Raw genomic sequence first — 22,433 nt, 5'->3', positions numbered from 1 at the left:
AAATCCTGGGGCTGCTGCGCAGCCCATCGCGACGCAAGGCCGCTCCTACAAGTGCCAGTGTTGGCCAGAAGACTTTTGCAAGACAGTTGCTGCCAATGCAGCCCCCCACCATGGCAAGATCACCACTGGCCCTGACTGCGACTCCCACCCATGCCGTTGCCGCTGATCTACCACGAAGACTACAGCCCGGAGTTCCCCGCCGAACACCGCTTCCCGATGGACAAGTTCCGCCTGCTGCACGACCACCTGATCGATAGCGGCCTGACCACCGACCAGGCCCTGCTGCGCCCGGAAATCTGCCCCAACGACATCCTCGCCCTGGCCCACGACCGTGGCTATATCGAGCGCTACATGAACGGCGCGCTGTCACGCGAGGACCAGCGCCGCCTTGGCCTGCCCTGGAGCGAAGCGCTGGCCCGGCGCACCGTGCGTGCAGTCGGTGGCTCGCTGCTCACCGCCGAAATGGCCCTGCAGCATGGCATCGCCTGCCACCTGGCCGGCGGCACCCACCACGCCCATTACGACCACCCCGCCGGCTTCTGCATCTTCAACGACCTGGCCGTGATCAGCCACTACCTGCTGGAGGCCGGGCGGGTACACCGGGTGCTGATCTTCGACTGCGACGTGCACCAGGGCGACGGCACCGCTCGCATCCTTCACGACACGCCGGAGGCCATCACCGTTTCACTGCACTGCGAGCAAAACTTCCCCGCGCGCAAGGCCCACAGCGACTGGGACATCCCGCTGCCCCGTGGCATGGGCGACCACGCCTACCTGAAGGTGGTGGATGACACCCTCAACTACCTGCTGCCGCTGTACCAGCCCGACCTCGTGCTGTATGACGCCGGTGTCGATGTGCACAAGGATGATGCCCTGGGCTACTTGCAATTGAGCGACGCCGGCGTGGCCGCCCGTGACGAGGCCGTGCTGCGCCACTGCCTGGGCCGCGATATCCCGGTGATGGGCGTGATCGGCGGCGGCTACAGCAAGGACCGTGTAGCCTTGGCCAAACGCCACGGCATCCTTCACCACAGCGCGGCACGTGTCATCGGTTGTTCACAATGACTGTGGAACCGCTTGTGGATAACCTGCGGGAAAGACGCTGTAGCCCTTAGCCGACAAGGCCTGCAGAGCATTGATCGATTTTTGATCAGTGCTTCCATGGGCAGCGCTGCGCTAGAATGCGCATCTTTTCCACAGCCCGCTGCCGACCATGCCCGATCTGAACCCTACCGCACCTCCCCTCGCCGTCGTAATCGGTGGCGGCCCCGCCGGCCTGATGGCCGCCGAAGCCCTGGCCCAGGCGGGCCTGGCGGTGGAGGTGTTCGATGCCATGCCATCGGTGGGGCGCAAGTTCCTGCTGGCGGGTGTCGGCGGCATGAACATCACCCATTCCGAACCCTACCCGGCGTTCACCACCCGCTATGCCGAGCGCCAGAAGGAAATCGACGCCCTGCTGCGCGACTTCGACGCCGACGCCTTGCGCCAATGGATTCACGGGTTGGGCATCGAAACCTTCGTCGGCACCTCGGGCCGGGTGTTTCCCACCGACATGAAATCCGCGCCACTGCTGCGCGCCTGGCTCAAGCGCCTGCGTGACAGTGGCGTAGTTATCCACACCCGTCATCGCTGGTTGGGCTGGAACGCCGATGGCGCCTTGCGGATCGCTTATCCACAGGGCGAACGCGCGGTTAACGCAGCCGTGGTGGTGCTGGCACTGGGTGGCGGCAGCTGGGCGCGCCTGGGTTCCGACGGCAGCTGGCAAGCGCTGCTGGCCGAACGGGCTGTGGATATCTCACCGCTGCAGCCAAGCAACTGTGGTTTCGAAGTGGCAGGCTGGAGCGCGCTGCTCAAGGACAAATTCGCCGGGGCACCGCTGAAGAACATTGCCCTCTCCGTGCCCGGCAGCGCGCCGCGCAAGGGCGAGTTCATCCTCACGGCGCAAGGTGTGGAGGGCAGCCTGGTGTATGCCTTGTCGGCGCCCGTGCGTGAAGCCATCAACCGCGAAGGCCGTGGTGTGCTGTTGCTCGACCTGCTGCCGGACAAGCCTGTGGACAAGATTGCCAAAGCCCTGGCCAGGCCGCGTGGTTCGCGCTCCATGGCCAAGCACCTGCACAGCCAGTTGGGGATTGATGGGGTCAAGGCCGCGCTGCTGCGCGAGCTGACCGATCAGGCGACCTTTGCCGACCCTGATGCGCTGGCGCGGGCGATCAAGGCGCTGCCGATCACACTGCTGCGCACGCGGCCACTGGATGAAGCGATCAGCAGTGCCGGCGGGGTGCGCTTCGAAGGCCTGGATGCGGGGCTGATGGTCAAGGGTATGCCGGGGGTGTTCTGTGCCGGCGAGATGCTGGACTGGGAGGCGCCGACCGGGGGTTACCTGCTGACGGCGTGCTTTGCCAGCGGGCTGCGCGCCGGGCGGGCGGCTGCAGAATGGCTCAAATCCCAGGGCTGACACCGCTCCCTGTAGGAGCGGGTTTACCCGCGAACACGGGCGAAGCCCGTGCCATGCACCGCGTCGCCTTCTTCGCGGGTAAACCCGCTCCCACAGGGCCCGCGTAGGCCGCGAGTCTACGGCTTACGCTTGCGCGGCCCACCATTGAAGCTAGGCACCTTGCGCACCGCCTTCACCGCAGGCTCCGCATTACCCGCCTCAGTGCTATCCATCCAGCGCCCCAAACCACGCTTGGCGCTGTTCTCTTTCGGCTTCTTGGGCTTCTTCGGCTTCTTGACCACCTGGCCACTGGCATCGGTCATCGGCACCCGGTGGTCAGGGATGAAGTCCGGCTCTTCATGGCGCGGCAAGGTCTGCCGGGTCAGCACTTCAATCGCCGACAGCAACTGCACTTCATCCGCGCACACCAGCGAAATTGCCTCGCCCTTGTTACCCGCTCGCCCGGTACGACCGATACGGTGCACATAATCCTCGGCAACGATTGGCAGGTCGAGGTTGACCACCAAGGGCAGGTCATCGATGTCCAGGCCACGGGCCGCCACATCGGTAGCTACCAGCACCTGGATCTCACGGGCCTTGAAGCTGTCCAGCGCGCGCTGGCGGGTGGCCTGCGGGCGGTCACCGTGGATGCCGTCGGCATTCACGCCTTCGGCCAGCAAGCGCTCTACCAGCTGGTCGACACCATTACGGGTCTTGGCGAACACCAGTACCTGCTTCCAGCGCTGCTTGCGCATCAGGTGGCAGAACAGGTCTTCCTTGCGTTTTTTATCCACAGGCACCAGCCACTGCTTGACGCTGCTGGCCGTGGCATTGCGCGGGCTGACTTCGATGCTCAGCGGGTCGTTCAGTGCCAACCCTGCCAACAGGCGGATCTGCTCGGAGAAGGTTGCGGAAAACAGCAGGGTCTGGCGCTTGCGTGGCAGCGCGGCGTACACCGACTGCAGCTCTTCGGCAAAACCCAGGTCGAGCATGCGGTCAGCTTCGTCCAGCACCAGGGTCTGCACCTGGTTGAACTTCACCGCGTTCTGCCGGAACAGGTCGAGCAGGCGGCCGGGGGTTGCCACCAGCAGGTCGACGCCACGGCGCAGGCGCATCATCTGCGGGTTGATGCTGACCCCACCGTACACCGCATAGGTGCTCAGCGGCAGGTTCTCTGCATACTCGCGCACGTTGTTGTGCACCTGCTCGGCCAGCTCGCGGGTGGGCACCAGCACCAGCGCACGGATCGAGTTGCTGGCCACCTTTTCGCCTTCCAGCGCGAGGCGCTGCAGCACGGGCAGGGCAAAGCCTGCGGTCTTGCCAGTGCCGGTCTGGGCAGCGGCCATCAGGTCGCGGCCGGCCAGCACGGCGGGGATGGCCTTGGCCTGCACCGGGGTCGGGGTGGTGTAGTCCAGCTGCTGCAGGGTGCGCAGCAGCGGTTCGATCAGGCCGAGTTTGGCGAAATTCATGGCAATACCGTCAGGGGGTTCAGCGAAGGCGGCAAGTTTACCGCATCGCCCCTGCCTACTTGCAGATTTCGCCTTTCAACGGCTGCGTGGGCTGGGGTGCCTTGCGCCACTGCGGCAGGCCGATCAGCACCACGGCGCCAATGATCACCGCCATCGCCACGCACTCTTCGGCACCGATCTGTTCACCGGCAAATACGATACCCAGCAGCACCGCCACCGCCGGGTTGACGTAGGCATAGCTGGTGGCAGCAGCCGGGCGCACGTGCTTAAGCAGGTACATGTAGGCACTGAAGGCCAGGATCGAGCCGAAGAACACCAGGTAGGCCAACGCGCCCCACCCGGCAGCGGTCGGCATTTGCGTCATGCGTTCGCCCGACAGCACACTGCCCAGCAATAGTACCGCGCCACCGACCAGCATTTCGGCCGCGCTGGCCATCGGCCCCTGCGGCAGCGGCAAGCTCTTGCTCCACACGGAGCCGAACGCCCACGACGCCGCCGCAAATATGATCAGCGCTGCACCAACCGGGCTGGCCTGCAGGTTGGAGCCCAGGTTCAGCAGGCCGATACCCACCAGCCCGAGGGCAATGCCTGCCCACTCCAACTTCGAGTTGCGGTGCCCGAACAACAGGCCGAACAGCAAGGTGAACAGCGGCACCGTGGCTACCGCCAATGCCGCCACGCCCGACGCCACGCCGGCATGCTCGGCAACGGTCACGCCACCGTTGCCGCAGCTGAGCAGCAAGAAGCCAATCGCCCCTGCCGCCCGCCATTGCGGCCAGGTCGGCGCCGGCGCACCACGCCAGCGCAGAAAGCCGTACAGCAGGCCACCGGCAATCAGGAAACGCACCCCGGCCATGAGCATCGGCGGCCAGCTTTCGACACCAATACGGATGAACAGATAGGTGGAGCCCCAGACCAGGTAAAGGGCCAGAAAGGCGCCGATCAGCAACAAGGGAAAGCGACGGGAGGCAGGCATGGGGAAAACTCGAAATCCGTTTACGGGTGATTCAGTTTAAGGGCCTGCCTGGGTAAACATAAGTTACAAAATCGTGCGAAATGAGCGGCACACTTTTGGTGCGTTCGGCTTTGGGTTGTGTTGCATGTGATGGCCTCTTCGCGGGTAAACCCGCTCCTACAAAGACCGCGCAACATTGTAGGAGCGGGTTTACCCGCGAAGAGGCCGGCACAGGTGCCACAACCCTCAAACCGAATGCTTGTCAGCCCTCAACAAAACCTCGCCAATGCCTCGCGAACCTTCGCCGCCGGGGTTTTCTGCAACCGGCACAACAGCGCATGCGAAAGCTGTTGCACCCCATGGTCCTGGCGCAACACGCCAGCCAGGTGTTGCAACAGGTTTGCCGCCATTTCGGCATCCGCCATGGCCCGGTGCGCCGTACCGGTATCCGGTAGCCCCGCCCAGCGGGTCAGGGTGCCCAACTTGTGGTTCGGCGCCCCCGGCAGCAAGCGCCGCGACAACAGCAGCGAACAGGCAAACGACTGGCTGCGGCTACGGCCAATGCGGCTCAGTTCGTAGTCCCAGAACTTCTGGTCGAAAGCGGCATTGTGTGCCAGCAGCGGGGTGCTGCCGACAAACTCGGCCACTTCGTTCATCACCTTGTCCACCGGCGGCGCGCTGCGCAGCATGGCGGTGGTAATGCCGGTCAGGCCGGCAACGAACGCCGGCACCGGTACACCAGCGTTCATCAGGCTCTGGTAGCGCTCGACGATGCGCCCGCCTTCCAGCATCACCACCGCTACCTCGGTGGCCCGGCAGCCGGTACCAGGGGAAATGCCGGTGGTTTCAAAGTCGATGACAGCGATACGTTCCACGAAAAACCTCAGTGCTTGAGCAACAGCTTACCCTCGATGGGCACATAGCGGGTGGCGGCGCGGATCAGCGACAGGGCCGTCAGCCCGGGCACACCATACACCACGGCTTCAGTGCCATGGCGCTGGATCACCCGCTCCAGCAGCAGGTCGAAATCGCCATCACCGGAAGCCAGCACCACCTGGTCGACCCGGCTGGCTGCGTCGATCACATCCAGGGTAATGCCTACATCCCAGTCACCTTTGGCCGAGCCGTCGCTGCGCTGGATGAACGGTTTGAGGCGCACGTCGAAACCGAGGTTGCGCAAGATCTGCTGAAACTGCTGTTGCTTGCTGTCGCCCCGGTCAATGGCGTAGGCAACGGCCTCGACGATCTGGCCTTCACGGCTGACGTCGGACCACAGGGCGGTGTAGTTGAAATGGCAGCCGTGGGCTTGGCGCACGGTGTAGTAGAGGTTCTGCACATCGGCGAACAGCGCGATCTTTTTCACCTGGGAACCTCGTGTCTGGGCTGGGAGTGCTGGGGGCTGCTTTGCAGCCCTTTCGCGACGCAAGGCCGCTCCTACAGGGGATTGCGTACCCATGTAGGAGCGGCCTTGCGTCGCGAAAGGGGCGCACAGCGCCCCCAGAAATGCCAGCAGTATGCCAGACCTGTCAGACGTACGAATCGTCGTCCGAGAAGAACCCGCCATCGTCGCTGCCATAATCAGTGTCGGCGTAACCACCCTGGTCACCGCCCCAACCACCATTGTCAGCCACTTGCTGCTGCGCGCCTTGGTCGTTCCAGCCGCCGCTGTCGCTGGCCGGTGTCGGCTCTTCCTTGATCACCTCCACCACCTCTTCAGGCTGCGAGTTGTGGTTGAACAGGCTGCTGATACCCTGCGCCAGCAACACGCCACCCGCCACACCCGCTGCAGTCTGCATCGCCCCACCGAGGAAACTGCTGGCACCACCGCGTGCTGGCGCGGCGCCAAACCCTGCCTGCGGCTGCGCTTGCGGTTGGGAGAAGCCCGGTGCCGACGGCTCACGCCAGCCACCACCAGACGCTACAGGGGCAGCCGAAGGCCGCTGCGGCTGCACCGCCGGGGCCGCATTGCGCCCACCCGAACCAAAGATGCTGGACAGGAAACCACCCCCGCCATTGCTCGGCGCGTTGTTGGCGGCTTGTGCTGCCTGGGCGGCCTGAGCCTGGGCACGGGCCTGCTGCAGCTCGGCTTCCAGCTGTTTGTTTTGTTCGTCGAGGCGCTTGATCGCGGCCTCCTGCACCAGGATTGCCTGGGCCATGTAGTAAGGCGCAGCCGGCTGCTGGCGCAGGTGTTGCTCAATGCAGGCCTGGGCCTGCGGGTCACGCGGCTGGCTTGGGTCTTCGGCTTGCTTGATGCGGCCGAACAGGCCGTCGATCAGGGTTTGTTCTTCAGTGTTCATGGGGCGACCTCGTGGGGTAGCAGGACAACGGACAGCGTCAAAGATGGGGCGTTACGGCGTGGGATTCAATCATTGGCGCGGTGAAACTTTTTTCAGCAAGTGACAGCCGCGGGTCCACTTTGGGCTAAAGTGATGCCCTTGTTTTTACTGCCATGCGATGTAGCCCGATGAATCCGCTGAGCGTCCTGCGCGACTCCCTGTACTTCTTCCGCCGCCACCTGCCGAACATCCTCCCGTTGTGCCTGCCGCTGGTGGTGGCAGAGGCCTTGCTCACCCAGTTGCTGTACCGCCAGCTGGGCGACCAGGCATCCCCCGCCTACGGCATGCTGGTCAGCCTGCTGTTCTACCCGCTGTACAGCGCCGCGCTGATTCTCTACCTCGACACCCGCAGCAAGGGCCAGGACATCGCCAAGCGCGACCTGTTCGCCCGCGCCCTGCAACTGTGGCCACAATTGGCTTTGCTGATCCTGATCAGCTCCTTGCTGATCATGGCCGGCCTGGCGTTGTTCATCTTCCCGGGCGTGTGGATCATGATCAACCTGGTGTTCGCCGAGTACCTGCTGGTATTGCGCGGCCGGCCGGTGATGCTGGCCATGCGTGAAAGCGCCAGCATGACCACCGGGCATTTCATGCGCATCATGTTCTGCGTGGTCGCGGTGCTGGCGCCGATCTGGCTGATCGACGGGCTGCTGCTGATGGCCTTCCCCGAGCCTTCCCCCGGCATGGAGCTGGCCATGGACAGCCTCAGCGGCTTCCTGCAACTGTTCAGCACCGTGGTGCTGTACCGCCTGTTCATGTTGCTGGAAGGTGAGGCCGGCGCCTGAGGCCACAACCTTTCTGCTCAACCCAGTTGCCTGAGCGGCCCCTGCGGCGCCCCTCAGGTCCCGCGAGGCTTGGCCCGCGCGGTGGCTTCAGCCACCAGCGGGTCTTCGGGCCAGTAGTGTTTCGGATAGCGCCCTTTCAGGTCCTTCTTTACCTCGGCATAGGTGGTACGCCAGAAGTTGGCCAGATCCTGTGTCACCTGCACCGGGCGGCGTGCCGGTGATAGCAGGTGCAGCTTGACCTGCTGGCGGCCATTGGCGATGCGCGGGGTATCGGCAAGACCAAACAGTTCTTGCAGGCGCACAGCGAGAATTGGCGGGTTCTCGCTGTAGTCCAGGCGAATGTTCGAGCCGGACGGCACCGTCAGGTGCGCGGGGGCCTGTTCCTCCAGGCGCTGCGGCAATGGCCAAGGCAACAGGTTGCGCAGCATCGACGACAGGTCCAATGCGGCGAAATGGCTGAGGCGCGACACTTTGCCCAGATAAGGCTGCAACCAGTCTTCCAGGCTGGCGAGCAACGCCTCGTCGCCCAGATCGGGCCACTCGCTGTGGCCCTCCTTGGCCAGGTCAAGTTGCCGCAACAGCGCCACGCGTGCCTGCCACTGGCGGAGTTCCGGCGTCCAGGTCAGCAAGCTCAGGCCTTTGCGCCGAACCAGGCCAAGCAGTGCCCGAGCCTTGGCGTCATCATCCAGACCAGGCAGCGGCTCGCGGCTAAGCACCAGTTCGCCAACCTTGACCTGACGCTCGGCGCGCAGCACCTGCTCGCGTTCATCCCAATCGAGGATATCAACCCGCTCGACCTGCTCCGCCAGCACGCCATCAAGCAAGGTCGAATCGAATTCGGCTGCCAGGTAGATACGTTCCTCACGCTGCCCTTGGCGGCTGCCCAAGTCAGCGATCACCAACCACGTGCACTTCATCAGCGCGTCGACCTCGGCAAACAGTGCCGCACGGCCGTTGGCCAGCCGGTACTCCGCCCCACCCTCGCGGCGCTGCTGGGCAACGCGGTCAGGATAGGCCAGCGCCAGCAGTGCGCCCAGCCAACGCGGGTGATCAGGGTCGGTGACCGCTGCCGTGGCCTTGCCACGCAGCAGGCCACGGTACTGGCGAGACAGTTGCCGGGCCCGCTGTACGCCGCCCTGCCCACCTCGTGCCGCCTTGCTTTCGCCGCTCACCAACGCCAACCGGCTGTGCAAGTCAGCACCACCGCCACGCTGAATATCCCGCTCGCCCAGCAGTGCGGCGACATCACAAGCCATCTGCGCCAGGCCCAGGTCCTGCCCGCGTAGCAACAAATGCGCGATACGTGGATGCGCCGGCAGTTCGGCCATGGTCTGGCCATGCTCACTGAGGTTGTCACGGCTGCCGGGCTTGAAGGCATTAAGCCGCGCCAGCAGTTCCTGGGCCTGGGCGAAGGCCGCAGTCGGTGGCTGGTCAAGCCAGCGCAATTGCCCGGGGGTAACGCCCCAACGCGCCAGTTGAAGGGCCAGCCCGGCCAGGTCGGCCTGAAGGATTTCGGCACTACCGTGAGCAGCCAACTGGTCATGCTGCGCCTCGGACCACAGCCGGTAGCACACGCCCGGTTCCAGGCGGCCGGCGCGGCCAGCACGCTGGGTGGCACTGGCGCGGGAAATACGCTGAGTGTCCAGGCGGGTCATGCCGCTGCCCGGGTCGAAGCGCGGCACCCGGGCCAGGCCGGCATCGATCACCACGCGCACGCCATCGATGGTCAGGCTGGTTTCGGCGATGTTGGTCGCCAGCACCACTTTGCGCAGGCCTTTGCCCGGTGGGTCGATGGCGGCGCGCTGGGCTTTGAGGTCAAGCTCGCCATGCAGCGGGCACAGCAGAATCTCGGGGCGTTCGCCCAAGGCCTCCTGCAGGCTCTGGTGCACCCGGCGGATCTCGGCCTGCCCGGGCAGGAACACCAGCACACTGCCGGACTGGTCGGCCAGCGCCTGCAACACGCTGTCCACCACCCGCGGTTCGATGAACTCGCCAGGCTGGAAAGGCCGCCCCCAGTGGATATCCACCGGGTGCATGCGGCCCTCGCTGCTGACCACCGGGGCGTCGTCCAGCAGCCGCGACAGGCGCTCACCCTCCAGCGTGGCAGACATCAGCAGAATTTTCAGTGGCGGGTCGTCACGCAGCAATTCGCGGCCATTGAGGCTCAGCGCCAAGGCCAGGTCGGCATCCAGGCTACGCTCGTGATACTCATCGAAAATCAGCAAACCCACGCCTTCCAGCGCCGGGTCCGCCTGCAGGCGACGGGTAAGGATACCTTCGGTGACCACCTCGATACGGGTTTTCGGCCCGACCTTGCTGTCCAGCCGAATGCGGTAACCCACCGTTTCCCCGACCTTCTCACCCAGTTCGCTGGCCAGCCGTTCGGCCGCTGCACGCGCCGCCAGGCGCCGGGGTTCGAGCATCAGGATGGTCTGCCCGGCCAGCCACGGCTCGTGCAGCAGCGCCAGCGGCACGCGGGTGGTCTTGCCCGCGCCGGGCGGCGCCTCGAGCACCGCTTCGTCACGGTTTGCCAGGGCCTGGCGCAAAGCGGGCAAAACTGCATCAATGGGTAATGAAATCATGGTGGTCCTCGAACAGTCTGGCGAGTATAACGGCGAACCCAGCCTGCTCTATCATGGTCTTAGCATCAGGTGCAGGCGCTTCGCTTGCCCTGCTGAATACCTTCTCGGAGATTTACATGCGCATCCCAACCCGCGTCATCGGTGGCGCTATCATCGTCACCCTGCTGACCCAGCTGACCGCCTGCGGCACCATTTTCTACCCGGACCGGCGCGGCCAGATTGGCGGCAAGATCGACCCCGTGGTTGCCGCAATGGACGCTATCGGCATCCTGTTCTACGTGATCCCCGGGCTGATCGCTTTCGGCATCGACTTTGCCACCGGCGCCATCTACTACCCGGGTGGCCACACCGCCCAGGTCGACCCGGCCAAACTGCAGGACGCTGTCAGCCCTGATGGCAAGGTCGACAACCTGAAACTGCAGGCCATTCTCGAAAGCGAACTGGGCCAGCGCCTGCCGCTGGACGACCCGCGGCTGATCCAGCACCGCGGCAGCATCGAGCAACTGGCCAGCCTGGGCCTGGTTCCGGCCGCCTGAGCCACAAGGGTACAGACCACGGATGATCACCACCCCGGCTGAACACCAGCGCCTGCTGCGCCTGGCCACCCGCGCCTCACTGGCGGTGGCCAGCATCCTGGTGCTGAGCAAGGCGCTGGCCTGGTGGCTGAGCGGCTCGGTGAGCCTGCTGGCCGGGCTGACCGACTCGGCACTGGACGCCGTGGCCTCGTTCCTCAACCTGCTGGCGGTGCACTACGCCCTGCGCCCGGCCGACGATGACCACCGCTTCGGCCATGGCAAGGCCGAAGCACTGGCCGGCATGGCGCAGGCGCTGTTCATCGGCGTCAGCGCGGTGCTGATCGGGGTGCAGGCCGTTGAACGCCTGCAAACGCCACAACCGCTGGGTGATACCGGCATCGGCATCGCGGTAATGGTCCTTTCGCTGGTATTGACCGTCGCCTTGCTGGCGCTGCAGTCCAAGGTCATCCGCCTGACCGGCTCCACGGCGGTGCGGGCCGACTCCCTGCACTACCGCTCGGACTTGCTGCTGAACAGCAGCATCCTGCTGGCCCTGCTGCTGGCACGCTTTGGCTGGCCGCAGCTGGACGCGCTGTTCGGCCTGGGCATCGCTTTTTACATTCTGTGGAGCGCGTTGCAGATCGCCCGCGAAAGTACGGCCATTTTGATGGACAAGGAACTGCCTGGCGATGTGGGTGAGGACATGGCCACGCTGGTACTGGCCATTCCCGGGGTAAAAGGCGTGCATGACCTGCGTACGCGGGTGTCGGGCAGCCAGTGGTTCGTGCAGTTGCATCTGGAGTTGCCGGGGCAGTTGCCGCTGGATCAGGCGCATGGGCTGTGCGTAGAGGCCTCGCGCGTGATCCGCCAGCGTTATCCGCAGGCCGATGTGATGGTGCATGCCGACCCGGTATGAATCTCTCAAGCCACACACGATCGCTGTAGGAGCGGCCTTGTGTCGCGAAAGGGCTGCGAAGCAGCCCCAGCAATATTTGAACTAAAGCTGAAATCTGGGGCCGCTTTGCGGCCCTTTCGCGACACAAGGCCGCTCCTACAGGGTTTCGCGCAGGCCTCAGTTGATGCTGTACCCCCGCCCACTGAAACAAGCCCCCAGCGCCCGCTGGTAAATGCTGAGCACATTGGCCGGCGGCGCGTATGTCGCCGTCGCCGGGTCAAACCCCGACTGGCTCACCGCCCAGCGGTGGCACTGGTAGCGGTCCTGCTCCTGCTGCTCCTGGCCCTGGCCATGCATCGGGTACGCCACCACGTCATAACCACCATTTGATGGCGCCACCGGCGCTGGCGCCGGCACACCGACCGGCGGGTTGACCACCACATACTCCTGGCTGTCGGCCAGGTACTGGTAATAGGTATCAGCCACGAGGAAGAACAGCGCCCCACCCAGCCACACTTCCTGTGCATAAGACGGCAGATAGTTGACCCGCACGCCATAAGGCGGGGTCACCACGATGTAACTGCCGCCATGCGGGCGGTACCAGTAGCCGCCAGAATAGAAGTAATCATTGCCGCGATAAGGCACCTTCCAGTAGCGATCGGGGAAATGATCGATGGTGTGCCCGGGGCGATACTGCGGCCCGGGGCCCCAACCATTGCCATGGCCATCCGGGCGCCCCTGCCAGTCACCCCCGGGGCGTTGCCCCGGCCCGCCAGCTTGCCAATGGCGGTTGTCGCCGTGACGCTGGGGAATATCCTGGTAATAGCCTTGGCGCGGCGGCTGGGTCTGGCGCACTTCGTCGCGCGAGTTGAGCGAGCGACCGGGCCCACCCTCACCTTGCACCTGCTGACCGTGTTCACCGTGCCCCTCACCCGGCCCTTCGGCCATGGCTCCGAAACTGATGCTCAAACCCAGCAAACCAACACCTGCCAACTGCCAGATGCGCGACTTCATGGTATTCCTCTCGGTAGAAAAACTGCACCTGCAACCAGTCTACCGCGCCCGTCACGCAGGCCAATTAAAATTCCGGTCATGAAAAAAGGGAGGCCACAGGGCCTCCCTTCAGGAATTGTCGTCCGTGCTCGGCACTTGTGGCGCCGGCTCACCTCACAGCGTCTTCTGGAAGCTGTGTAGCCCGGGGGCCTGCTGATCCTGTTGGATGGCTGGCCGCGACCGCCCGCCTAGGGCGCGTCGCCGTGGACTGATGTCCGGGCAGTGATTCTGTTGATAAAGATACCGGACAGGTTGCGACAGAGGATTGCGAAGATTGCTCGGATAAATAGCACTTGCGCAATTTTTCACCCTGGATTGATAATTCGCAGCAATATGAACAGAAAAGGCAAATGCCATGAGCAAACTTGACCGCTACGACCTGAGCATTCTCGCCGAACTGCAGCGCGATGCGCGCATTTCCAACCAGGAACTGGCCGAACGCATCGGCCTGTCGCCTTCGCCATGCTCGCGTCGGGTCAAGCAACTGGAAGACGATGGCTACATCTCGCGCCAGGTTGCCCTGCTCGACCGCAAGAAGCTGGGCCTGAGCCTGACCGCCTACGTACTGATCGGCATGGACCGTCATACCCCGGAACGCTTTGAAACCTTCGAAGCGGCCATCCGCAACCTGCCACAGGTGCTCGAGTGCAGCCTGGTCACGGGTATGGATGCCGACTACCAGCTGAAAGTGGTGGTACCGGACATGGACCACTACCAGAAACTGCTGCTAGGCAGCCTGACCCGCATCGACGGCGTCACCAGTGTGCGTTCGAGCTTCGTGCTCAACCAGGTCCTGGCCAGCACCGAGCTGCCATTGACCCACCTGCGCTGAATGCCTGCGCCTGCAGACGTATAATCGAACGCTCAACCCGCCTGGAGAACACCGATGGATCCCGCCGTATTCGAAGAGTGGATGATGATCATCCTGGTCACCGTACTGATCGGTTTCATGGGTTTCATCGTCTGGGACCTGGCGAAAAAGTCCAAGGCGGGCAAGTTCGGTACGCTGATCCTGTTCTTCGTGCTGGGGCTTGGGGTGTTGGCCTTTATCATCAAGAGCGTGGTGGTGGGGTTTCTCGAGGGCGTTTAAAAATTCCAAGGCCTCTTCGCGGGTGAACCCGCTCCCACAGTTAGCCCGCCGCACTCAAGGACAGTGCAGTACCTGTGGGAGCGGGTTTACCCGCGAATGGGCCTAGCGTTGTGGAGTTACTTCACGCCAGCACCCCTGCTCCAACCCCTCCAGCGCCCAGTCACCAATCCGCACCCGCACTAGGCGCAAGGTCGGTAACCCCACCGCTGCCGTCATCCGCCGCACTTGGCGGTTACGCCCCTCACGAATCACCAGCTCCAGCCAACTGGTCGGCACGCTCTTGCGAAACCGCACCGGCGGGTTGCGTGGCCACAGCTCGGGCTCATCCAGGCGCCGCGCCTCGGCCGGCAAGGTCGGCCCGTCATTCAGTTCCACGCCATCGCGCAAACGCTGCAACTGCTCGTCGCTCGGCTCACCTTCCACCTGCACCCAATAGGTCTTGGCCAGCTTGTGCTTAGGGTCGGCAATCCGTGCTTGCAGCCCGCCATCGTTGGTCAGCAACAGCAAGCCTTCACTGTCGCGGTCCAGCCGCCCGGCCGGGTACACGCCCGGGATGTCGATGAAGTCCTTGAGCGTCGCCCGCCCTTCGCCATCGCTGAACTGGGTCAGCACGTCGAACGGTTTGTTGAACAGGATCAGGCGTGGCTCGGCCGGCGGCGCCTTGGCCTGGCGACGTGGGCCGGTGGCAGGCCGCGCCTGGGGGCGGCGCGGCTTGTTACGGGGTGGCAGTGACATGGATCCTCAGCGGAACGGCGGCTCATCGAAGCTGCGCAGTTTACGCGAGTGCAGCGAGTTGAGCTCGGTACGCAGCAGGTCGAGGGCGGCAATGCCGATCTTCAGGTGCTGGCTGACCGCCCGGTTGTAGAAGGCGTTGGCCGAACCCGGCAGCTTGATCTCGCTGTGCAGCGGTTTGTCGGACACACACAGCAAGGTGCCGTACGGCACCCGCAAACGGTAGCCCTGGGCGGCAATGGTGCCGCTTTCCATGTCCACCGCCACGGCGCGCGACAGGTTGATCAACGGGCGCTCCTGAGCCCAGCGCAGCTCCCAGTTGCGGTCGTCGTAGGTCAGCACGGTGCCGGTGCGCAGGCGCTTCTTCAATTGCTCGCCACGCTCACCGGTGACTTGCGCGGCAGCCTCCTGCAGGGCCAGCTGCACTTCGGCCAGGGCCGGGATCGGAATGTTTGGCGGCACGACGCGGTCGAGAATGCCATCCCGGCGCATGTAAGCGTGGGCCAGCACGTAGTCGCCGATGGTCTGCGACTGGCGCAGGCCACCGCAGTGGCCGATCATCAACCAGCAATGCGGGCGCAGCACCGCCAGGTGGTCGGTGATGTTCTTGGCGTTGGACGGGCCGACACCGATATTGACCAGGGTAACGCCGTCGCCATCCCCGGCGATCAGGTGATAGGCCGGCATCTGGTAACGGTGCCAGACCACGCTGGCCACCAGCGCCTGGGTTTCACCGTGGTCCATGCCCTTCTCGATCACCACGTTGCCCGGCAGCACCATGCGCACGAAGCGCGGGTCGTCACGCAGTTGCTCCAGGCCATGGCTGATGAACTGGTCGACATAGCGGTGGTAGTTGGTCAGCAGGATCCACGGCTGCACATGGCGCCAGTCGCTGCCGGTGTAGTGCACCAGGCGGCGCAGCGAGAAATCGACGCGCGCCGCATCGAACAGTGCCAGCGGCAGGACCTCGGCACGTTCCCAGTCGCACAGGCCGTCGGCAATGTTGTCGGTGGCAGCCGACAGGTCGGTGCTGGGGAACACCCGCGCCAGTTGCGCGGCGGTAATGCCGCTGCCGGCCAGTTCGTCACCCTGGTCGACCACGTAGGGGTAAGGGATGTTCTGCTCGCTGACGCCGACCTCCACCGTGACGGTGTAGTCGTGCATCAGCGGACGCAGTTGCTCCAGCAGGTAGCCACGGAACGCGGCGGGCTGGGTGACGGTGACGCTGTAGGTACCGGCTACCTGGACCTTGGCATAGGCGCGGGTGGTGGCAGCCACTTCACCGTGGCTGTAGTAGGTCAGGCGCAATGCCGGGTAGCGGAACAGGTCACGCTCATCGGCATCGGGCTCGGTACGGTCCTTCAGATAACGCTTGAGGGCCTGGCTAAGGGCACCGGTGGCCTGTTCATGCAGGGCCGCCAGACGGTCGACGGCCTGTTCGGGGGTATCAACGACTACAAAAGCGTGGCTCACACTGTGCTTCCTGTCTGGACATGCATGTGAACCATCTTGCCTGCCTTCTGGGCTAATTACATCCCCATTGATCGGTGTTGATCAGCAGGCCAGCGCTGATCCCTGTAGGAGCGGCCTTGTGTCGCGATCGGGCTGCGAAGCAGCCCCAGCAATTTGTGCAGCTGTGCTGATACCCTGGGGCTGCTTCGCAGCCCGATCGCGACACAAGGCCGCTCCTACAGGTCCACTGATGGCGTCGCCCTTGCCACCAATGCCTCCACATCCACACCACGCGGCAACGCCCCATACACCCGGCCACCCCCTGCCAGCCGGCTGCCAATGAACGCATCACTCACCAACGCATTCCCCGCCTCCAGCAACAGCTTGGCCTGCAATGCCAGGGCAATATCCTCGGTCAGTTGCCGCGCGCGGTACTGCATGTCGCCAGTATCGGCAAACGCCCCCTTGAGGTTGCCGATATGCGCCGCCAACCGCGGGTCGCCATGCCCATCGCCCAGCTCGGCGAACAAGGCATCAAGTACCCCCGGCTCCTTGGACAAGGCCCTTAGCACATCCAGGCACTGCACATTGCCCGAGCCCTCCCAGGTCGAGTTGACCGGCGCTTCGCGGTACAGCCTTGGCAGGATACTGTCCTCCACGTAGCCTGCACCGCCCAGGCACTCGGCGGCTTCGTTGATCATGGCCGGCGCACGTTTGCAGATCCAGTATTTACCTACCGCCGTGACCAGCCGGGCGAAGTGCGCCTGTTGCGGGTCGTCGAGCTGCTCCAGCGCTTGCCCCATGCGCAGGCTCAGGGCCAGCGCGGCCTCGCTTTCCAGCGCCAGGTCGGCCAGCACGTTCTGCATCAACGGCTGCTCGTTCAGCACCCGCCCACCGACCTTGCGGTACGCGCAGTGGTGGGTAGCCTGGGTCAGGGCCTGGCGCATCAGCGCACTTGAGCCCACCATGCAGTCGAAGCGGGTCATGGCCACCATCTCGATGATGGTCGGCACGCCGCGCCCTTCCTCACCGATCATCCAGGCCAGCGCGCCACGGAACTCGACTTCGCTGGAAGCGTTGGAGCTGTTGCCCAGCTTGTTCTTCAGGCGCTGGATATAGAACTGGTTGCGGTTGTCGTCCGGGCGGTGGCGCGGCAGCAGGAAGCAGCTCAGCCCCTTTTCGGTCTGCGCCAGGGTCAGGAAGGCATCGCACATGGGCGCCGAGCAAAACCACTTGTGGCCAACCAGCTCATAGGCCTGGCCGGGCCCCGGCGCCCCGACCGGGTAGGCCCGGGTAGTGTTGGCGCGCACATCGGTGCCGCCCTGCTTTTCGGTCATGGCCATGCCCAGGGTGACCCCGGCCTTGTGCCGATCGCCGACGTTGCGCGGGTCGTATTCGCAGGCGAGGATCTTCGGCAGCCAGTATTCGGCCAGTTCGGGTTGCAGGCGCAGCGCCGGCACGGCGGCGAAGGTCATGGTCAGCGGGCAGCCGGTACCGGCCTCGGCCTGGCTGTGCAGGTAGGTCATCGAAGCCCGCGCCACATGTGCGCCGGGGCGGGGTTCGGCCCAGGGCAGCGACGGCAGGCCGTGTTCGACGGCGGTGCGCATCAGTTCGTGGTAGGCCGGGTGGAATTCGACCAGGTCGATGCGATGGCCATAGCGGTCATGGCTGCTGAATTCGGGTTTGTGCGCGTTGGCCAGGAAACCTGCCTGCATCAGCGGGCCGCCGGCCAGGGCCCCGTAGGCATCGATCCGCGACTCGGCCCAGCCCGCGCCGAAACGCCGCGACCATTCCTGGAGTGGCAGGTCCAGGCGGTACAGGTTGGCACCGTCGAGGGATGGCGGCTGGTTGGTGACTTCGTGGGTTTCAGCGTACTGGTGCAGGTTCATCGGGGGCTCCTGGATCCGGGTAGGCTTGAGAGACCCAGTGAAGCACTGCCTGCGGGGTTGGCAAAGTGGCATTCGTGACTAAAGGTGTGGTGGTGGGGGCATGGGTTGCAGATGCATGGCTTGCGCCTGCATCTGGGCTGGCAGGTGTTCGCCACAGGCGCTGCATCTGTCGTGGCAAGCACCTGCAAGCCCTGACCCAATCCCCCGCCTTACTTCCCGGCAGTCAACGCGTTGTAGCTGGTCATCAGATTCCGATAATCCGGAATATGGTTCGAGCACAGCGCCGCCAGCCCTTCCACATCATTACGCCAGTCACGGTGCAACTCACAGGCCACCCCAAACCAGGTCATCATCTGCGCCCCTGCCTGGCTCATGCGGTCATGCGCCGCATCACGGGTCATTTCGTTAAAGGTGCCGGAAGCATCAGTCACCACGAACACCTCAAACTCTTCCTCCAAAGCCGACAGCGCCGGAAACGCCACACAAACCTCGGTCACCACACCGGCAATGATCAGCTGCTTCTTGCCAGTCGCCTTCACCGCCTTGACGAAGTCTTCGTTGTCCCAGGCATTGATCTGGCCTGGGCGGGCGATGTACGGCGCGTCCGGGAACAGCTCCTTCAGCTCGGGTACCAGCGGGCCATTGGGGCCTTGTTCGAAGCTGGTGGTGAGGATGGTCGGCAGGTTGAAGAACTTGGCCAGGTCAGCCAGGGCCAGCACGTTGTTCTTGAACTTGTCCGGCTCGATGTCACGCACCAGCGACAGCAGGCCAGCCTGGTGGTCGACCAGCAGTACGGCGGCGTCGTCTTTGTTCAGGCGGTTGTAGGTGAATTTGCTCATGGTCTGTGCTCCTAAGGGTTTTGATCTTTTCAGTAAGTTGGGTGTTTCGCGTTGATGGGAGAAGATTAAAACCATCACCTTTGGAGCGGTAGATAGTGGTTTTTGGCTTTAGCGTTCTGTTTTATGAACGATGGATTTGTATTGGCTGCACTGGCCCTTTCGCGGCGGTTCGACGCCTCGATAAACCCGCTCCTACAAGGGACTGCGCAAGTCTTGGGCACTGCGCTGAACACTGTAGGAGCGGGTTTACCCGCGAAGAGGCCATCATTGCCAGAACAAACATGTAGTCCAAATCCCTATTCCTTGTAGGACCCTTCCTAAAGACTCCCCACCCCGAAAATACCTGCCCACAGCCTGCTAGGTTCCTGGCTCCCACCTTGAAAAAAGAGGCGAGCCATGAGCATGCGCATGAACATCTTTGGCCGATACCAAGGCCTGGACGGCGACCAAACCACCACAGGCGCCATCTGCATTGCCAGCCAGGCCAGGGGCCGTGTGCATGGCCGCAACTGGCTGCTGCAAGGCGACCCGACCACGCCGTGCCCGCTATGTGGACAAGCAGGCACCATCGTCGAGGGCGAAGTCCGCTGGCGGCAGGATGGCATTCCCACGGCTCTGGACGGCGCACTGGTGCAATGCGGGTGCCCACAGGGCAGCAATCGCGTGGTTGCGGGTGGGTCTGCAACACCGGCATCGCACAGGGCACCGGCAGCTGAGCCTGTTCGTCAGGCACCCGCGCAGGCTCAGGCGAGTAGCCCAATCAGAAGTACCTATCAGCCAGAAGTGGCTCAGCCTTCGCCTACTCCACAAGGCATGGAGCCTGGGTTCTACATCGTTCCACGTTGCATGTCGTATCAGGAAGTACTGGCAGAACTGGGCGCGCCGCAGGCCAATATGCCTCGATCAATTCTGGAGCGGCTGAACCCGACGCATCAGCGTGGGTTCAAGGCGGGCGAGATCTTTGTCATTGGTGATGGTTTGCGGCGGCCGGTGTGTACTCAGGAAGAGCTTTATGCGATGAGTGCGGCGAAACAGGCTAGGGAAGCGTTAGCGGAACTGACGCCAGAGGAAGCCGAATTCATGATGCGCCATCAGGCCGAGATCGCCGGGTTGCTCAGTGATGTGAGCCTGGCGATGGGGGTCAGCGAGGCGATGGTTGGCAAGTCGCTTGATGAACTCAGCGAGATATTGCGAAAAATTGAGGACCTGCATAAAAATCAATTCATCAAACACGGGCATCTTCGGCACCCTGATTTTTTTGCAGAGCGTCAAAAACTATTTAAGCAATTGAGCTCAAGTCTGAAAGCGACCGTTCTGAACAAGCGACTCAATCTCGGAAACTATGAGAGCCTGCGTCGGGACTTGGGAACCTCATCGAGAAGCTTGGTGCATCACTGGAGTAAGGCTGGAGGACCGACACACATCCCTGGCTACTCGACACATTTGGATAAGCTGGCCAAGATGGCCAAATATTTAAAAACCGGAGGACATATTAGCGTTGCTATTGGCGGGGGCGGATCAGCACTAAAGATTTCTGAGGTATGCAAAGAGGGCAACACAAATGCCTGTAAAAAAGTCAGCGTTACCGAGGCAGGTAATTTCTCCGGTGGCTTAGCTGGTGGCTGGCTGGCAGGAAAGCTTGCAGGCGAAATCTCTGCGAAGATTTGCTGGAGAGCCGGCCCCTACGCCCTAGCATGCGGAGTAGTAATCACCGGTGGAGGCGCTTTGACCGGTAGCATTGGTGGCATGGAGGCTGGCGAGGAGTTCGGCGAATTAGTCTTCGAGGTCTTTGGAGATGATTGACCAACTTGACGTAAAACTAAGACTATTTCTGTTGGGCACTCCTATATTCCTCGCGTTAATCGGGCTTGTTTCTGACCTTCACATCGCCTGCTCTCGCCAATATAAAGAAATGACCTCAGCGCTCCAACGGAGCGCTTGCCTTCCATTTGCGACCAGCATGTGGGGAGAGAAGAAAATAGGTTCTAGGATTCTAGTTATTTCTGTAATCGCTGGCGCCATTGGCTCCCCCACCTCAAGCATTCGCAGTGGGCTATTGGATGAGCAAGACCATTTACAATTCCCTAGGAATTTAAGAAGAAAAATACTTATTGCATCTTCGCTAAATACCATTGGCATTGTATGGGTAGCGATATACTACCTAATGAAGCTGATAAAATGAGAAACTACCATATGAGCTCAGACCAGAAGCACCATCCGGAATCGCTAACCACCTCGCACTCCAAAAACATACAACTCTATGTGATTTCCATTTCAAAACTAATAATCATGGCTTCCTTATCAATGGGCCTGTACCTCTATTACTGGAACTATCGACACTGGTTACTCATCAGAGGTCAGCATGGCCTCAGACTCATCCCGCTGCTTTGTACAATATTCGGCGCTTTCACAATATTTTTCTTGATGAAAAAAATTGTCGATCGATGCCACCAAACGAACCGCCCGATAGAAGGTACCGCCCTCGGTGTCACCCTGATGTATTGCATCCCTCCACTATTGCTAATGCTCTGGGAGTTCTCACTTACCGAATCCATTCTTGCCAACATGCCGCTCTCGATCTTGATTATGGCCCCGATTATGCTGATGCTCATCTACATCACATTTTTTGTGGTAGCCGTTATACAAGTTCAGCAGGCAGTCAATGTTTTCGAAGGAGATGCGTGTGGACTGAAAAACTCACAAATCACTTGGACAAATGTTATCTGGTTAATTGCTTGCTGGATGCCTATGGCCGCGCTCTTCGGATTCCTGTCAGCTTACGCACCATTCACGGAGTAACTCGTTCAGCCAAGCCTTGCCTACTGGAACCTGCCCTGGATGAAGCCATTCCCACAGGAGTTGCGCAAGGCCAGAGCCATACGCAATCCCTGTAGGAGCGGCTTTAGCCGCGAAAGGGCCGGCCCAGTCAATACAAAAGTCAGCGCATCAAACCCAACTCGGCATCATCCAGCAGCGCCTTGGCCATGGCTGCGAAGTAATGCGATGCCCACATCATCTGCTGGTCGCCATCCATCAAACCGGTCAGCGACAGGTCGCGCGCATAGCCCATCAGTTCAGAGGCCTGCTCGCGGGCGCTGCGGCAGGGGATGCCCTCGGCGATGCGGAACAGTGGGTGGGTTTGGCCTTCGCCCTGGAAGAAGTAGGTGACGCCGGGGGTGGTTTTGGTTTCGTCGGTCATGGGTTTTCCTGATTGCTAGTTAAACCCTGAAATGCTTGCTGCAGGTTTCCACACCCGATCGCTGAACCGTCAGCGACAGGCAAAGCCTAGAGGGCGGGATTTGCAGGAACAATCAGACGCGTGTCGACAGAGGTTGTAGGGTATTTCGCAGGGGGTGGAGTTTCCAGTGCTGGGGCGTAGGAAGAGTCTGGAATTGTTGTAGGTTGCT

Annotated in this window: 21 protein-coding genes; 9 read left to right on the top strand and 12 right to left on the bottom strand. The window is 62.6% G+C overall.

What is annotated here, in order from left to right:
• Nucleotides 1-150 precede the first annotated feature (150 nt).
• Both IAE39_RS15015 and IAE39_RS15010 read left to right on the top strand, forming a co-directional pair.
• A complete protein-coding gene (locus IAE39_RS15015) occupies nucleotides 151-1,065 on the top strand; it encodes a histone deacetylase family protein (RefSeq protein WP_201203656.1) in 915 nt (304 codons plus the stop codon).
• A 148-nt stretch (nucleotides 1,066-1,213) separates the two neighbouring features.
• The gene (locus IAE39_RS15010; protein ID WP_201203654.1) at nucleotides 1,214-2,455 is read left to right on the top strand and encodes a TIGR03862 family flavoprotein; all 1,242 of its coding nucleotides are present in this window, start codon (nucleotides 1,214-1,216) and stop codon (nucleotides 2,453-2,455) included.
• A gap of 116 nt (nucleotides 2,456-2,571) precedes the next feature.
• Here IAE39_RS15010 and IAE39_RS15005 read toward each other — a convergent pair whose 3' ends face one another.
• The 5 genes from IAE39_RS15005 to IAE39_RS14985 form a co-directional block, all read right to left on the bottom strand.
• On the bottom strand, nucleotides 2,572-3,903 hold the full coding sequence (locus IAE39_RS15005) for a DEAD/DEAH box helicase (RefSeq protein ID WP_201203647.1): 1,332 nt from the start codon (nucleotides 3,901-3,903) through the stop codon (nucleotides 2,572-2,574).
• 55 nt (nucleotides 3,904-3,958) lie between these two features.
• A complete protein-coding gene (yedA, locus tag IAE39_RS15000; RefSeq protein ID WP_201203645.1) occupies nucleotides 3,959-4,879 on the bottom strand; it encodes a drug/metabolite exporter YedA in 921 nt (306 codons plus the stop codon).
• 248 nt (nucleotides 4,880-5,127) lie between these two features.
• Nucleotides 5,128-5,733: a 3'-5' exonuclease gene (locus IAE39_RS14995; RefSeq protein WP_201203644.1), complete on the bottom strand. Its 606-nt coding sequence runs from the start codon at nucleotides 5,731-5,733 to the stop codon at nucleotides 5,128-5,130.
• Between the two features lie 8 nt (nucleotides 5,734-5,741).
• Nucleotides 5,742-6,221: a LabA-like NYN domain-containing protein gene (locus IAE39_RS14990; protein ID WP_028699930.1), complete on the bottom strand. Its 480-nt coding sequence runs from the start codon at nucleotides 6,219-6,221 to the stop codon at nucleotides 5,742-5,744.
• A 163-nt stretch (nucleotides 6,222-6,384) separates the two neighbouring features.
• The gene (locus IAE39_RS14985) at nucleotides 6,385-7,155 is read right to left on the bottom strand and encodes a DUF2076 domain-containing protein (RefSeq protein WP_201203643.1); all 771 of its coding nucleotides are present in this window, start codon (nucleotides 7,153-7,155) and stop codon (nucleotides 6,385-6,387) included.
• Between the two features lie 167 nt (nucleotides 7,156-7,322).
• Between IAE39_RS14985 and IAE39_RS14980 the strand changes: the two genes are divergently transcribed.
• Nucleotides 7,323-7,979 carry a YciC family protein gene (locus tag IAE39_RS14980; protein WP_201203642.1) on the top strand — a complete coding sequence of 219 codons (657 nt, stop codon included), beginning with the start codon at nucleotides 7,323-7,325 and terminating at the stop codon, nucleotides 7,977-7,979.
• Between the two features lie 53 nt (nucleotides 7,980-8,032).
• Here the strand turns inward: IAE39_RS14980 and hrpB are convergent, their stop codons facing one another.
• Entirely contained in the window at nucleotides 8,033-10,561 is a 2,529-nt protein-coding gene (gene hrpB / locus IAE39_RS14975; RefSeq protein ID WP_201203641.1) for an ATP-dependent helicase HrpB, read from the bottom strand.
• Between the two features lie 116 nt (nucleotides 10,562-10,677).
• Between hrpB and IAE39_RS14970 the strand changes: the two genes are divergently transcribed.
• Nucleotides 10,678-11,097 (top strand): polyribonucleotide nucleotidyltransferase, encoded by a 420-nt coding sequence (locus IAE39_RS14970; RefSeq protein WP_201203635.1) that lies wholly within the window; start codon nucleotides 10,678-10,680, stop codon nucleotides 11,095-11,097.
• A 22-nt stretch (nucleotides 11,098-11,119) separates the two neighbouring features.
• Nucleotides 11,120-11,992, top strand: coding sequence for a cation diffusion facilitator family transporter (locus IAE39_RS14965; protein WP_236548599.1), 873 nt, complete (start codon nucleotides 11,120-11,122; stop codon nucleotides 11,990-11,992).
• 156 nt (nucleotides 11,993-12,148) lie between these two features.
• Here IAE39_RS14965 and IAE39_RS14960 read toward each other — a convergent pair whose 3' ends face one another.
• Nucleotides 12,149-12,985, bottom strand: coding sequence for a DUF6515 family protein (locus tag IAE39_RS14960; protein ID WP_201203634.1), 837 nt, complete (start codon nucleotides 12,983-12,985; stop codon nucleotides 12,149-12,151).
• Between the two features lie 394 nt (nucleotides 12,986-13,379).
• Between IAE39_RS14960 and IAE39_RS14955 the strand changes: the two genes are divergently transcribed.
• Both IAE39_RS14955 and IAE39_RS14950 read left to right on the top strand, forming a co-directional pair.
• Complete coding sequence (locus IAE39_RS14955; protein WP_125462492.1) at nucleotides 13,380-13,856, top strand: Lrp/AsnC family transcriptional regulator; 477 nt, start codon at nucleotides 13,380-13,382, stop codon at nucleotides 13,854-13,856.
• A gap of 54 nt (nucleotides 13,857-13,910) precedes the next feature.
• Nucleotides 13,911-14,114, top strand: coding sequence for a DUF2788 domain-containing protein (locus IAE39_RS14950; RefSeq protein WP_003249787.1), 204 nt, complete (start codon nucleotides 13,911-13,913; stop codon nucleotides 14,112-14,114).
• A 102-nt stretch (nucleotides 14,115-14,216) separates the two neighbouring features.
• On the opposite strand, the gene IAE39_RS14945 is transcribed toward IAE39_RS14950, so the two are convergent.
• The 4 genes from IAE39_RS14945 to ycaC all read right to left on the bottom strand — a co-directional run bounded on the left by IAE39_RS14945 (nucleotide 14,217) and on the right by ycaC (nucleotide 19,026).
• Nucleotides 14,217-14,849, bottom strand: a complete 633-nt coding sequence (locus tag IAE39_RS14945) for a pseudouridine synthase (RefSeq protein WP_236548597.1) — start codon at nucleotides 14,847-14,849, stop codon at nucleotides 14,217-14,219.
• Between the two features lie 6 nt (nucleotides 14,850-14,855).
• Nucleotides 14,856-16,319, bottom strand: a complete 1,464-nt coding sequence (amn, locus tag IAE39_RS14940; RefSeq protein WP_201203633.1) for an AMP nucleosidase — start codon at nucleotides 16,317-16,319, stop codon at nucleotides 14,856-14,858.
• Between the two features lie 215 nt (nucleotides 16,320-16,534).
• Nucleotides 16,535-18,187, bottom strand: a complete 1,653-nt coding sequence (locus tag IAE39_RS14935) for an acyl-CoA dehydrogenase family protein (RefSeq protein ID WP_201203632.1) — start codon at nucleotides 18,185-18,187, stop codon at nucleotides 16,535-16,537.
• Nucleotides 18,188-18,396: 209 nt separating this feature from the next.
• Nucleotides 18,397-19,026 carry an isochorismate family cysteine hydrolase YcaC gene (gene ycaC / locus IAE39_RS14930; protein ID WP_201199382.1) on the bottom strand — a complete coding sequence of 210 codons (630 nt, stop codon included), beginning with the start codon at nucleotides 19,024-19,026 and terminating at the stop codon, nucleotides 18,397-18,399.
• A gap of 402 nt (nucleotides 19,027-19,428) precedes the next feature.
• Here ycaC and IAE39_RS14925 point away from each other — a divergent pair, with 402 nt between their 5' ends.
• The gene (locus IAE39_RS14925; RefSeq protein ID WP_236548600.1) at nucleotides 19,429-20,829 is read left to right on the top strand and encodes a PAAR domain-containing protein; all 1,401 of its coding nucleotides are present in this window, start codon (nucleotides 19,429-19,431) and stop codon (nucleotides 20,827-20,829) included.
• A 390-nt stretch (nucleotides 20,830-21,219) separates the two neighbouring features.
• Nucleotides 21,220-21,825, top strand: coding sequence for a hypothetical protein (locus tag IAE39_RS14920; RefSeq protein WP_236548596.1), 606 nt, complete (start codon nucleotides 21,220-21,222; stop codon nucleotides 21,823-21,825).
• Between the two features lie 139 nt (nucleotides 21,826-21,964).
• Here the strand turns inward: IAE39_RS14920 and IAE39_RS14915 are convergent, their stop codons facing one another.
• Entirely contained in the window at nucleotides 21,965-22,225 is a 261-nt protein-coding gene (locus IAE39_RS14915) for a DUF3077 domain-containing protein (RefSeq protein ID WP_201203624.1), read from the bottom strand.
• Between the last annotated feature and the right edge of the window lie 208 nt (nucleotides 22,226-22,433).

Source organism: Pseudomonas sp. S37, assembly GCF_016658545.1.
Classification (GTDB): domain Bacteria; phylum Pseudomonadota; class Gammaproteobacteria; order Pseudomonadales; family Pseudomonadaceae; genus Aquipseudomonas.
This window is presented reverse-complemented; position numbering and strand designations above follow the sequence as displayed.